Genomic DNA, 12,414 nt, shown 5'->3' on the forward strand with positions numbered 1-12,414 from the left:
GGCAGCATTGGCCTCGCCATCACGTCCTCCCGTACCATCAAGGCGTTACTGCCGGTTGGTGCTTGACCAGCGCGCGTCGCCCCCGCCACAACGCGCTGATGTATTCGTATATGACCATCGCGCAGGCCATCCAGCTGTCGCTGAGCCCTGTCTTCATGCTCGCCGGCATCTGCCAGTTGCTCAATGTGCTGGCCGGTCGGCTGTCCCGCGTGGTCGATCGCGCGCGCGCGGTGGAGGCGCTGCACCCGCGATCATCGGGCCCTGAACATGATCGCCACGTGTGGGAATTGCGGCTGCTCGATCGGCGCATGACCGTGATCAACGCCGCTTTGGTGCTCGCCGTATCGAGCGCGGTGATGACCTGCCTGGTGGTGGCCATGCTGTTCGTCGCCAAGCTGGTGCAGCTGCACATCGCCACGATGGTGGCCGTCGCCTTCGTGCTGGCGATGGCGCTGCTGATTTCCGCCTTTGCCGCGTTCCTGATCGAAGTGCGCATGTCGCTGATCGCTACGCATATCCGCCCCGAAGTGCTGGAAATCGACGCGCGCTAGCGCGCGCCCTCCAGCCCCGGCCCCACGTCCGCTGCGGGCAGATAGCGCGGCGCGACGCGGGCCTTGCTCGCTTGTTCATAGGCGTAGCCCGCCGCCAGCACGCGTTCATCGCCATAGGCCGTGGCGATGAACGACAACCCGACCGGCAAGCCCTTGACCAGCCCCATCGGCACGGTGAGATGCGGATAGCCGGCCACGGCGGGCAAGGTGCTCGCGCTCGGCCCCTCGGCATGATCGCCGCTCACGCTGTCGCTGAGCCACGGCAGGCCATAGGTAGGCGCGACGAGGAGCGTCGCCTTGGCCGTCTTGAGCATCGCATCGATGCCCTCCGCGCCCGCCAGCCGCCGGGATTTGGCGCGCAGCCCGAGATATTCGGCATCGGCAAGCCCGCGCGTCGTTGCCGCCATGTCGAAAATCTCCTGCCCGAAGAAGGGCATTTCCGTTGTCGCATTGGCCGCGTTGAAGGCGATGACCTGATCCAGCGTGCGCGTCGTCACCGCGGCCGGCGTCGTGGCCAAATAGGCGTTGAGATCGGCCTTGAGTTCGGTCTTCAACACCTCGAACTCGGCCTCGCCCAGCCCCTCCAGCTTGCGCTGCTCGACATCGACGAGCACCGCGCCGGCGCGCTTCAGCACCAGCAACTGCGCGTCATAGGTGGCCTTGAGCGCGGCCGACATTTCGGGCCGCAACACGCCGATGCGCACGCCGCGCAGCGCACCCGCCGATAACCCCTTCGTATAATCGCTGGCGTAGCGCGCGGCATCTTTGGTCGCCGGATCGGCGGGATCGGCGCCGACCATCGCCGAGAACAGGATCGCTGCATCGCGCACGCTGCGCGCCATCGGCCCCGGCGTATCCTGGCTATGGCTGATCGGCACGACATGGGTGCGGCTGACCAGCCCGATCGTCGGCTTGAAGCCGACCAGCCCGTTCATTGCCGCCGGGCACACGACCGAGCCATCCGTCTCGGTGCCCAGCGCGGCCGCGGCAAAGCTCGCCGCCACCGCCGCGCCCGAGCCGCTCGACGAGCCACAGGCGGTGCGATCGAGCGCATAGGGGTTACGCACCAGCCCGCCGACCGCGCTCCACCCGCTCATCGACGCGGTCGAGCGGATATTGGCCCATTCGCTGAGATTGGTCTTGCCCAGGATGACCGCCCCCTGCGCGCGCAGCCGCGCCACGACGGGCGCGTCGCGCCGCGTGACATTGTTCTTGAGCGCGAGGCTGCCGGCGGTGGTCGCGATCGGATCGCGCGTTTCGATATTGTCCTTGATCAGCAGCGGGATGCCATCGAGCGGCCCGAGCGCTGTGCCGCTTTTCCGCCGCGCATCGCTGGCGCGCGCCTGATCCAGCGCATCGGGATTGGTGGCGATGACCGCCCGCAAGGTAGGGCCAGTGCGATCCATCGCCGCGATACGCGCGAGATACGCGGCGGTGATCGCCGCGCTGCTGGTGCCCCTGCCCAACGCAGCCTGCAGATCCGTAATCGAGCGCTCCTCAACCTGCGGCGCGGTTTGCGCCGTGGCGGGCGCGGCGAGCGTTATTGTGCTGGCGATAAAGGCGGTGACTCGGATCGAACGGCTCATGATGTACCTTTGCGCGCGTGTTTGGCGGATGCCGACGGTGGCATGATGCCCGCGAATGTTGAGAATGTTGAGACGCTAGCGATGTTTTTCGGGCGACGCGCCGACGACGCGACGGTGTGTAACGCCTGGGCGACGGCAATGCGCCGGCAGCGCGACGATGAAGCGCGCGCACCATAGCGCCGTGTTGGGCAGGGCGGGGCGGCGCGGCGGGCAGGATCGCAGGAATACCTGAAGAACATGCCATGAAGGCGCGGTTGTAGGACAGCATAATCGCGCGGTATCGCCAGTTCAGGGAGCGCTGTTGACGGCAGCGGTGTTCCACCGGGCTCTGCGCAGCGCAGCAGAGAGACGCTAAAGTAGAAGCCGGGTGCCGGGCCGTGCCCGGATGACGATGGCGGCGGCGGCACGTGGCCCTAGAGCAGATATGAAAAGAGGCTGCCGGGGGTCTCACGACACCCCGGCAACCTCCTGACATGGTCAGCGGCCGGAAGCTCCAGCTGGGAGGACCATGCGAACCGCTAAATTCCGATAAAGGCGACGTTGTCTGGGGGAGAATACCCCCCGCCCCTGTTACCTACGGGTGACCCCGAAGAATTTAGCGGTGCGTCCTCCGAACGAACCGAACCGACCCCATTGCTGAACCATGAGACATCGGATCACCTCCTTTCGCATTGTTGAAACACCGTACCCGTGCGGTGGGTACGCATCGGAATGTGAGTCATCTTGCAGTGCGATACAAGGCTTGTTTTTCAATTGTTTTTGGACGACATTCCTGGGCTGCCGGACGCGCCTGACGATGGGCCGGCACGCTCCCCAAATCGCCTTTTGGATGATGTCGCGACGGGCATCAGCGGCGGCAATCCTCCGTCACGCGCCCGATCTCCGCCCAGGACGGCAGCACGAGCCGTGGCGCCCCCGTCTGCTCGATAATGAAACGGCCGCGGCTGAAGCCCATTGCCTCCAGCAGCGGATCGCGCGGGGCGAGCGTTGCGGTCAGCGTGTCGGCGCTGTCCTGCAGCGGCAACGCGCGCAGCAGCGTGGAGGTGCGGATGGTCATCGTCGCGGGGCCCGCGGCAGTGCCGGGGCGCGACAGCGTCACCGCGCCCGCCGCCAGATCGCAGCGGATCGTGAAGACGGGTGCACCGCCCGCGCCGAACGCGGCGATCGAGCCGCGCGCCTCCTGGCGATAGCGCCAGTCGCCCGGCGTATAAGGCCAATCGCGCCAATCGCTGCTCAACGGCCTGGGCGGCGGCGGCGGCGGGGTGTAGCTGGGCACCGGGCGGGGCGCGGCGGGCTGGGGCTTGGGCACGGCGGCGCAACTGGCGAGCACGAGCGTGACGGCGAGGAGGGGAAGCAAACGCATGGCGGGTGCTATGCGCGTTTGGGCGGCGCGGCTCAACCACGAGCGCCGACAAAATCCTTCCCTTCATCGCGCGCATCGGCAAGGCTGAAGGCCAACAAGGAGAGGCAACGCCCCATGGATGGCAAACGGCTGAAGGCGATCGTCGGCGGATCGGCGGGCAATCTGGTCGAATGGTATGACTGGTATGCCTATTCCTCGCTGTCGCTGGTGTTCGCCGCGACCTTCTTTCCCAAAGGCGATCTGACCGCGCAATTGCTCGGCACCGCAGCGGTCTTCGCGGTCGGCTTTCTGATGCGCCCGATCGGCGCGTACATCATGGGCCGCTATGCCGATACGCATGGCCGCAAGGCGGGGCTGGCGCTGTCCGTCGGGCTGATGTTCGGCGGATCGATGATGATCGCGATCGTGCCGGGCTATAATACGATCGGCATTGCCGCGCCCGCCATCCTGCTGCTGGCGCGGATGCTGCAGGGCCTGTCGGTCGGCGGCGAATATGGCGCCAGCGCGACCTATCTGTCGGAAATGGCCACGCGCAAGAATCGTGGTTTCTGGTCGAGCTTCCAATATGTCACGCTGATCGGCGGGCAGCTCTCGGCGCTGGCGGTCACGCTGGCGCTGCACGCGCTGCTGAATGATCAGGACATGGCCGCCTGGGGCTGGCGCATCGCGTTCGTCATCGGCGCGCTGCTCGCCTTGCTGGTCTATGTGCTGCGCCGTCGGCTGGCGGAGACGCCGTCCTTCACCAACATGGCGGCCGATCGGCCCAAATCGGGGCTGGCCGCGCTGTGGAAGGCGCGTCCGCGCGAATTCCTGCTGGTTGCGGTGATCAGCGCGGGCGGCGGGCTGACTTTTTATGCCTATACCACCTATCTGCAGAAGTTCCTGGTCAACACCAGCGGCTTTGCCGTGCAGACCGCGACGCAGATCATGACCGCGGCGCTGATCCTGTTCATGCTGGCCCAGCCGCTGTTCGGCCATCTGGCCGATCGCTTCGGGCGGCGGCCGATGCTGCTCTTCTTCGGCATCGGCGGGATGATCGTCTCGGTGCCGGTATTCAGCGCGCTGGCGGTGGAGAAAAGTGCGCTGGTGGCGTTCGCCATCATCCTGATCCCGCTGACCTTGCTCAGCGCCTATACCTCGATCAGCGCGCTGGTGAAGGCGGAGCTGTTCCCTGCGCATATCCGCGCGCTGGGCGTCGCCCTGCCCTATGCGCTGGGCAATGCGGCGTTTGGCGGCACGGCGGAATATGTTGCCTTGTGGTTCAAACAGGCCGGCGTCGAGGCGGGCTTCTACTGGTACGTCACCGCCTTTCTAGGGCTCGCCACGATCGCCTTCCTGCTGCTGCCCGAAACCAAGCGCACCAGCCTGATCGAGGAAGATTAGGAACCGCGCGGCGCTTCGCCTGTTACGATAGCGATATAAAGGACATCATCATGGCTACCTCCGCAGAACCCACCCAGTTGCTGATCCAGTCGAACAAGGCCGACACGATGGCGGTGAAGAGCCGCGATGGCGACAAACTTGGCCATGTCTATGCCTTCATGGTCAACAAGCGCACGGGCCAGGCGATGTATGCGGTGCTGACGATCGGTGGCTTTCTGGGCATGGGCAAGGCTTATTACCCGCTGCCGTTCAGCCTGTTGTCATTCGATCCCGCGGCCGATGCCTATGTCGTGACGATCGACCGCCGCGTGCTGGAAGGCGGCCCGAGCTGGGCCAACAGCGCGCCGGTGTTCGACCAGGCCTATGCCGACCGCGTGGCGAGCTATTATGGCTCGGCCAAGGAAGATCTGAGCATCGACGGCTTCATCTCGGACGCGCCACCGCCGTCGAGCTACTGATCGATCCCTCGGAGCGTTTCCAGAGCGTCCAAGCGCTGCGCCTTGCGTTCCGCCTTCCAGAATACACGCTTTTGTGAACGCAGATGGACCCACCATTCGGGCGATGGCGTCAGCTGACCTATACGGACGCGCGCCATAGCATCACGCAGCGAATTTGGCTGGACGATAGCGGGGCTGCGGAATGGCAAAGCCCATGTCGTTTGCGATCTCCAGCCAGCCCTGCATTGCAACCTGTACTTCGGCCAGCGCCTGCTCCGGCGTATCGCCGTGCGCCGAACAAGTTTTGAGATCGGGCACGTTAGCGATCCAGCATTCATCCGGATCATGCCAAAAAAGATCAATGTGGTATCGAGGCGACATCATTCATCCAGTGTCAGCTTGTACTCGCGGCATATAGCGATGAACTGCCCGATTTGATAGCTTTTGGCATCCTTGCCACGCGGCTGAACAGTGATCGTGTAGGGGACGTCAGGCCGTGCGTATTGCCTGTGGCTGCCGGTGGTGCGGACGTGCGTGAAGCCGAATGCAATAATTATCCGCTCAAAATCGCGAAAAAGTATCGATGCCCGGGGGTTGGCAATTATCCACGCGTAGAGCTTGGCGGTCTTCGTCATTCCGCCGATTTAGCAGTTTGAATTCCGAGTCGTAAGCCTGACCGCCCGTCGTGTCGGCTCGGCTCGGCTCGGCAAGCCATTATTTGAAACGATATTTCGACCAGGGTAACAACATCACGACGCCGCGCCATTGCGGCGGCTACTTTTGAACTTCTGGCTCTTGCCATAGCGCGTCTTGCGCGTGCCCGGTTTGCCCTCGTTGCTGCGCCCCATCACCGGCGGTTTCTGCTGATCGACCGGTAGGCCCAGCTCCTCCTGTTCCAGATTGCGGATCTCGTCGCGCAGCCGCCCGGCGGTTTCGAACTCCAGATCGGCCGCCGCCGCGCGCATCTGCTTTTCCAGATCCTCGATATAGGCGCGCAGATTGTGCCCGACCATGTGCGGGCGATCCTCGTCGATCTCGATCGTCACCTGATCGCGGTTCGACACGTCCTTGATGATGTCGCCGATATTGCGCTTGATCGTCGTCGGCGTGATGCCGTGCGCTTCGTTATGGGCGCGCTGCTTCTCGCGGCGGCGCTCCGTCTCGTTCATCGCGCGCTCCATCGAGCCGGTGATGCGATCGGCATAGAGGATGACGCGGCCATCGACGTTGCGCGCGGCGCGGCCGATCGTCTGGATCAGCGAGGTTTCGGAGCGCAGGAAACCTTCCTTGTCGGCATCGAGGATCGCGACCAGCCCGCATTCGGGAATATCGAGCCCCTCGCGCAGCAGATTGATGCCGATCAGCACGTCGTACACGCCCAGGCGCAGATCCCGGATCAGCTCGATACGCTCGAGCGTCTCGACATCGCTGTGCATGTAGCGGACCTTCAATCCCGCCTCGTGCATGAATTCGGTGAGATCCTCGGCCATGCGCTTGGTCAGCGTGGTGACGAGCGTGCGATAGCCGGCCTCGGCGGTCTTGCGCGCCTCGACGATCAGATCCTGCACCTGTTCCTCGACCGGCTTGATCTCGATCGGCGGGTCGATCAGCCCGGTGGGGCGGATGACCTGTTCGGCGAACACGCCGCCGGCCTGCTCCATCTCCCACGGCCCCGGCGTCGCCGAGACATAGGTGGTCTGCGGGCGCATCGCGTCCCATTCGTTGAAGCGTAAGGGGCGGTTGTCGATCGCCGAGGGCAAGCGGAAGCCGTATTCGGCCAGCGTCATCTTGCGGCGGTGATCGCCACGCGACATGCCGTTGATCTGGCCGATCGTCTGATGGCTTTCATCGACGAACAGCAAGGCGTTCTCGGGCAGATATTCGAACAATGTGGGCGGCGGCTCGCCGGGCATGCGGCCGGTGAGGAAGCGCGAATAATTCTCAATGCCGGCGCAGCTGCCGGTGGCGGCGATCATCTCGAGATCGAAATTGGTGCGCTGCTCGAGCCGCTGCGCTTCCAGCAACTTGCCCTCCGGCACCAGTTCCTTGAGCCGCTCGGCGAGTTCGAACTTGATCGCCTCCATCGCCTGCTTGAGCGTCGGCCCCGGCGTCACATAATGGGAATTGGCGAACACGCGGACGTATTCGAGCGTGGCGATCTTCTTGCCGGTCAGCGGATCGAACTCGACGATCTCCTCGATATCGTCGCCGAAGAACGACACGCGCCACGCGGTGTCCTCGTAATGCGACGGGAAGATTTCGAGATTGTCGCCCTTCACGCGGAAATTGCCGCGCTGGAACGCCATGTCGTTGCGCTTGTATTGCAGCGCGACGAGCTTGCGCACGATCTCGCGCTGATCGACCACCTGGCCCTTCTTCAGATCGAAGATCATCGCCGAATAGGTTTCGACCGAGCCGATGCCGTACAGGCACGAGACGGACGCGACGATGATCACGTCGTCGCGCTCGAGCAGCGCACGTGTCGCCGAATGGCGCATGCGATCGATCGACTCGTTGGTCGAGCTTTCCTTCTCGATATAGGTGTCCGAGCGCGCGACATAGGCTTCGGGCTGATAGTAATCGTAATACGAGACGAAATATTCGACCGCGTTTTCGGGGAAGAAGCTTTTCATCTCGCCGTACAGCTGCGCGGCGAGGATCTTGTTCGGCGCGAGAATAAGCGCAGGGCGCTGCACCGCCTCGATCACCTTGGCCATGGTGAAGGTCTTGCCCGACCCCGTGACCCCCAGCAGCACCTGATCACGCTCGCCGCCTTCGGTCTGCGCGACTAGTTCGGCGATCGCGGTCGGCTGATCGCCGGCGGCGGTATATTCGCTGACCAGCTTAAACGCCTTGCCGCCTTCGACCTTGTCGGGGCGGTTGGGGCGATGCGGGATAAAGGCCTGGTCGGTTTCGGGTTCGTCCAGGTTGGTGCGGATCTGAATTGCCATGGTCGGAATATGGGGCGGAGACCGATCGCCGACAACATGCCTTTGGGCCATCCCTCCCCCAAGCGTCGCCCCAGCGAAAGCTGGGGTCTTGGTGGGGCGGTCGCGGCGCCCCCCCCATCAAGATCCCAGCTTGCGCCGGGATGACGGCAAGAGGGGCGCGACTGCCAATCTATCCCGGCCCCCACATAAAATATCTTGCAGAGGCGCACACCCTCGCGGCAGGGGACGCCACATGACAACGCTCGAACGCCCCCCCGTCACGATTCCCGATCATACCGCCTTCAACACCGTCGACGTCCGCTGGGTGAAGCATTGGAACGAACATCTGTTCAGTTTCGCGGTCGATCGCCCGGCCAGCTTCCGCTTCCGCTCGGGCGAATTCGTCATGGTCGGGCTGCCCACCGAGACGGGCAAGCCGCTGATGCGCGCCTATTCGATCTCCAGCCCGGATTATGCCGAGGAGCTCGAATTTCTCTCGATCAAGGTGCAGGATGGCCCGCTGACCAGCCGGCTGCAGCTGATCCAGCCGGGCGATCAGATGTATCTCGGGCGCAAGCCGGTCGGCACGCTCGTCACCGATGCGCTGCTGCCGGGCAAACGGCTGTTCATGTTCTCCACCGGCACCGGCCTGGCCCCGTTCCTCAGCCTCATGCGCGATCCGCAGGTCTATGATCTGTTCGAGCAGGTGGTGGTGGTGCACAGCGTGCGCCGCGTCAGCGATCTGGCCTATCATGACGAGATGGTCGCGCTTCTGGCGGATGATCCGCTGGTCTCCGAGCAAGCGGCGCAGCAATTCCATTATATCCCGACCGTGACGCGCGAGCCCTTCCACACCAGCGGGCGGATCGGCGCGCTGATCGAGGATGGCACGATGTTCTCGCATCCCTTGGGCGGCGCCAACCAGCTCGATCCGGCGACCGATCGCGCGATGATGTGCGGCAGCTCGGCGATGATCCACGAGCTTGGCGCACGGCTCGAGGGTCTGGGCTTTGTCGAGGGATCGAATTCCAACCCCGGCACCTATGTGATCGAGCGCGCCTTCGTCGATTGATCCCCAGCGCCCGGCGCGACCCGAAACGGGGTTGCGCCGGTCGCCGGAACACGGGACACTCCCTCCCCTAGGGGAGTTCAACAACCATGCGTATCGCCGCCACCGTCACTGCCACCGCCGCCCTGCTGCTCGCCGGGTGCGGGGAAAGCAGCTCTGCACCGCCCAAGCGCCAGCCGGGCAGCTGGAGCCAGAAGATCGAGATCGTCGATTTCGCCGGCCCGGGAGTCACCGCGGCGCAAAAGACGCAGATGCAGCAGATGATGAACATGGTGTCCGCGATGACCGTGTGCGTCACGCCCGAGGCCTCGGCCCAGGAAGACATCGAGAAAAAGCTGACCGACATGGGCGGTCAGGCCGGCAATTGCACCGTCGCCGACAAGACCATCTCCGGCTCCAGCCTGGCCTTCAACGCCAATTGCAAGAACAAGGGCAAGGACGTGAAAATCTCCGCCGCGGGCAGCAACACCGCGACCGAGCAGAACATCAAGCTGACGATCGAATCGGTCGGCGCCACCTCGGATGGCGGCAAGCTCGTGATGAACGTGGCGGCGAAACGCAACGGCGAATGCAAGCCCGGCGAATTCACCCCGCCGCAGCCCGGCACCGCGCCGGCCAAGAGCAGGACATGATCGGCTACACCACGCTCGGCAGCAACGATCTCGATCGCGCGCTGGTCTTCTACGACGGGCTGACCGCGGTGATGGGCGGCAAGCGACTGACGACGCTGCCGGATGCCCGCGGCTTTACATTGTACGGCGCCGGGCGCGACAAGCCGATGCTCGCGATCACCCGGCCGTATAACGGCGGGCCGGCCAATCCCGGCAACGGCACGATGGTCGCGCTGATCGCCGACAGCCGCGCACAGGTCGATGCGCTTCACGCCAGGGCGCTGGCGCTGGGCGGCAGCGACGAAGGCGCGCCGGGTGCGCGCGGCGGGCTGGCCGGGCAGACCTTCTACGGCGCCTATTTCCGCGATCTGGATGGCAACAAATTTTGCGTCTATCGCATCGGGGATGAATAGCGCCGGCCACCAAGATGCTCCCCCTCCCATGGGGAGAGGTATGAAGGCTTAGCGGAGCGAATCGCTACTTAGGCGGGTTGATGAAGCGGCTCGCAATGATCATCGCCCGGAACTGCAATTGAGGGTTCTTTCCCGTTCAAGGAAGCGGCTAAATCAAAATGCGCAACGCTTCGGCATGTAGCGCTGAAGTGGCCGCTACCACCACCGCACCTCCCTCTTCGGCCGGACCGCCGTCCAAGCGTGTGACAATGCCGCCTGCGCGCTTGATGATCGGGATCAGTGCGACAATGTCATACGGTTGAAGTGAGGGTTCGATCGCCAGGTCGATACGTCCCGCGGCGATCATCGCCATCGCGTAGCATTCGCCACCATAGCGGGTCATCCGCACCGCCGCTTTCAACCGCTCGAAACCATTGGCGAGGCCCTCGCCGATTTGCTCGGGCGAGGTGGTGTGCAGGATGGCACGATCAAGGCTGCCAACGTCACGCGTTGTCAGCTGTCGGCGGATACCATCACGCTGCGTCCAGGCACCCTCGCGATCGGCCCAGAAGCGTTCGCGCGTGAAAGGCTGGCTCATCATCCCCAGCTCGGCACGTCCGTCGACCGTCAGCCCGATCAACGTGCCCCAGACAGGCAAACCGCAGATGAACGGGCGGGTACCGTCGACCGGATCGAGCACCCAGCGAAAGCGCCCGCTCCCGGTCAGCCCCAGTTCCTCGCCGAGGATGGCGTGATCGGGAAAATGCGCGCTAATTTCTGCGCGGATCGCGGCCTCCGCCGCACGATCCGCCTCGGTCACGGGGTCGAAGGTGTAACCCTCCTTCGGTTTGTTATCGACCGCGATGTCGGCGCGGTAGCGGGGCATCGTCTCGGCATCGGCAAGATCGGCGAGACGGTGCAGGAAAGCAGCGTCAGGAAGTGTCATCACTTGCACCCGTGTGAGGTGGCGGCCTTCGCGCACAGCGGCACGAGGGACAGGAGGGCGGTGAGCAACCAGAAGGCGGCGGGCAGCCCGATGACCTCGGCGAGGAAACCGATACCTGCGGGGCCGGCGAGGATCCCGGCGTACCCGATCGTCGTGACCGAGGCGATCGCGAGGCCCGCCGGCATCACGGTTTGCGAGCCGGCCTGGCGGAAAAGGATGGGTACGACGTTCGAGGCGCCAAGACCGATCAGCAGGAACCCGAACAGGGCCACCGGTGCGACCGGTGCCAGCAGCATGACGACATAGCCGACGATCGACAGCAGGCCGCCCCACAGCATCGTCCGCCGATCCCCCAGCTTGGCGATCATCGCGTCGCCGGTCAGGCGACCGACGGTCATCGCCACCGCAAAGACACTGTAGCCCAGCCCCGCCTGCGTCACCGGCAGCAAGCCCTTACTACTCAGCAGCAACGCCCCCCAGTCCAGCATCGCGCCTTCGGTCAGGAAGGTTATAGCAGCAAGCGCCGCGAGCAGGATCACGATGCCGCACGGGACCACGATCAGCGGAGCCTGCTCGGTCCTGGGGGTCGGGATCAGCTGCGGCGCGGCCAACGCAAGCGTCGCGATCATCAGGACCGATGCCGTGACGGCCCCGGTGATCGGACTGATCCCCATCGACAGGACTGCCGTCAGCAGCATTGATCCGACGAAGCCGCCTACGCTGAACAACCCATGGAACCCGGACATCAGCGGCCGGGCGGCCTGTTTTTCCACTTCGACCGCGTGCACGTTCATGCCGACTTCGATCACGCCGAGGAACGCGCCGAACAGCAGCAGCGCGACCGCCATGGTGGGCACCGTAGGCATGAAGGCAAGAAAGGGCAGTAGGATCGCCTGCCCGATGCCGCCGACGAGGATCGCGGGTCGCGCGCCGAGCTTGGACGTCAGCGGCCCGGCAAGCTGCATCGCGGCGACGGAGCCAAGCCCGAGACAGAGGAGCAGGAGCCCGAGCGATCCGTCCCCGATGGCCAGTCTCTCCTTGGCAAGCGGAACGAGTGGCGCCCAGCAAGCGAGCCCGAAACCAGACACGAGAAAGGCCTGGCGCGTCGCAAGGCGCGCGCCGGAACGCGAATTGGTCATTGATGAA

The 12,414-nt window shown here is 64.5% G+C and carries 13 protein-coding genes; 6 read left to right on the forward strand and 7 right to left on the reverse strand.

Features of this window, described 5'->3' with window-relative positions:
• Nucleotides 1–110 precede the first annotated feature (110 nt).
• A complete protein-coding gene (locus ABC969_RS02565; protein ID WP_345862748.1) occupies nt 111–551 on the forward strand; it encodes a DUF2721 domain-containing protein in 441 nt (146 codons plus the stop codon).
• Here the strand turns inward: ABC969_RS02565 and ABC969_RS02570 are convergent.
• Nucleotides 548–2,137, reverse strand: a complete 1,590-nt coding sequence (locus ABC969_RS02570; protein ID WP_345862749.1) for an amidase — start codon at nt 2,135–2,137, stop codon at nt 548–550. The genes ABC969_RS02565 and ABC969_RS02570 overlap by 4 nt on opposite strands.
• 847 nt (nt 2,138–2,984) lie before the next feature.
• Nucleotides 2,985–3,500, reverse strand: a complete 516-nt coding sequence (locus tag ABC969_RS02575; protein WP_345862751.1) for a hypothetical protein — start codon at nt 3,498–3,500, stop codon at nt 2,985–2,987.
• Between the two features lie 114 nt (nt 3,501–3,614).
• Here ABC969_RS02575 and ABC969_RS02580 point away from each other — a divergent pair, with 114 nt between their 5' ends.
• Complete coding sequence (locus ABC969_RS02580; protein ID WP_345862753.1) at nt 3,615–4,883, forward strand: MFS transporter; 1,269 nt, start codon at nt 3,615–3,617, stop codon at nt 4,881–4,883.
• A gap of 50 nt (nt 4,884–4,933) precedes the next feature.
• The gene (locus tag ABC969_RS02585) at nt 4,934–5,341 is read left to right on the forward strand and encodes a PRC-barrel domain-containing protein (protein ID WP_345862754.1); all 408 of its coding nucleotides are present in this window, start codon (nt 4,934–4,936) and stop codon (nt 5,339–5,341) included.
• A 141-nt stretch (nt 5,342–5,482) separates the two neighbouring features.
• On the opposite strand, the gene ABC969_RS02590 is transcribed toward ABC969_RS02585, so the two are convergent.
• From ABC969_RS02590 to uvrB, 3 genes are all read right to left on the reverse strand, one after another.
• Nucleotides 5,483–5,704: a type II toxin-antitoxin system HicB family antitoxin gene (locus ABC969_RS02590; RefSeq protein ID WP_345862755.1), complete on the reverse strand. Its 222-nt coding sequence runs from the start codon at nt 5,702–5,704 to the stop codon at nt 5,483–5,485.
• Nucleotides 5,701–5,955 (reverse strand): type II toxin-antitoxin system HicA family toxin, encoded by a 255-nt coding sequence (locus ABC969_RS02595; RefSeq protein WP_345862757.1) that lies wholly within the window; start codon nt 5,953–5,955, stop codon nt 5,701–5,703. The genes ABC969_RS02590 and ABC969_RS02595 overlap by 4 nt, the downstream gene beginning before the upstream one ends.
• A 114-nt stretch (nt 5,956–6,069) precedes the next feature.
• A complete protein-coding gene (uvrB, locus tag ABC969_RS02600) occupies nt 6,070–8,271 on the reverse strand; it encodes an excinuclease ABC subunit UvrB (RefSeq protein WP_345862759.1) in 2,202 nt (733 codons plus the stop codon).
• Between the two features lie 232 nt (nt 8,272–8,503).
• Between uvrB and ABC969_RS02605 the strand changes: the two genes are divergently transcribed.
• The 3 genes from ABC969_RS02605 to ABC969_RS02615 all read left to right on the forward strand — a co-directional run bounded on the left by ABC969_RS02605 (nt 8,504) and on the right by ABC969_RS02615 (nt 10,343).
• A complete protein-coding gene (locus ABC969_RS02605) occupies nt 8,504–9,322 on the forward strand; it encodes a ferredoxin--NADP reductase (RefSeq protein WP_345862761.1) in 819 nt (272 codons plus the stop codon).
• An 86-nt stretch (nt 9,323–9,408) separates the two neighbouring features.
• A complete protein-coding gene (locus ABC969_RS02610; RefSeq protein WP_345862762.1) occupies nt 9,409–9,951 on the forward strand; it encodes a DUF3617 domain-containing protein in 543 nt (180 codons plus the stop codon).
• A complete protein-coding gene (locus ABC969_RS02615) occupies nt 9,948–10,343 on the forward strand; it encodes a VOC family protein (RefSeq protein WP_345862763.1) in 396 nt (131 codons plus the stop codon). The genes ABC969_RS02610 and ABC969_RS02615 overlap by 4 nt, the downstream gene beginning before the upstream one ends.
• A gap of 148 nt (nt 10,344–10,491) precedes the next feature.
• Here the strand turns inward: ABC969_RS02615 and hisN are convergent, their stop codons facing one another.
• The gene (gene hisN, locus ABC969_RS02620; RefSeq protein ID WP_345862764.1) at nt 10,492–11,304 is read right to left on the reverse strand and encodes a histidinol-phosphatase; all 813 of its coding nucleotides are present in this window, start codon (nt 11,302–11,304) and stop codon (nt 10,492–10,494) included.
• Nucleotides 11,268–12,407 carry an MFS transporter gene (locus tag ABC969_RS02625; protein WP_345862765.1) on the reverse strand — a complete coding sequence of 380 codons (1,140 nt, stop codon included), beginning with the start codon at nt 12,405–12,407 and terminating at the stop codon, nt 11,268–11,270. The genes hisN and ABC969_RS02625 overlap by 37 nt, the downstream gene beginning before the upstream one ends.
• Nucleotides 12,408–12,414: the final 7 nt, after the last annotated feature.

Origin of the sequence: Sphingomonas qilianensis (assembly GCF_039614825.1) — a bacterium.
Taxonomy (GTDB): domain Bacteria; phylum Pseudomonadota; class Alphaproteobacteria; order Sphingomonadales; family Sphingomonadaceae; genus Sphingomonas; species Sphingomonas qilianensis.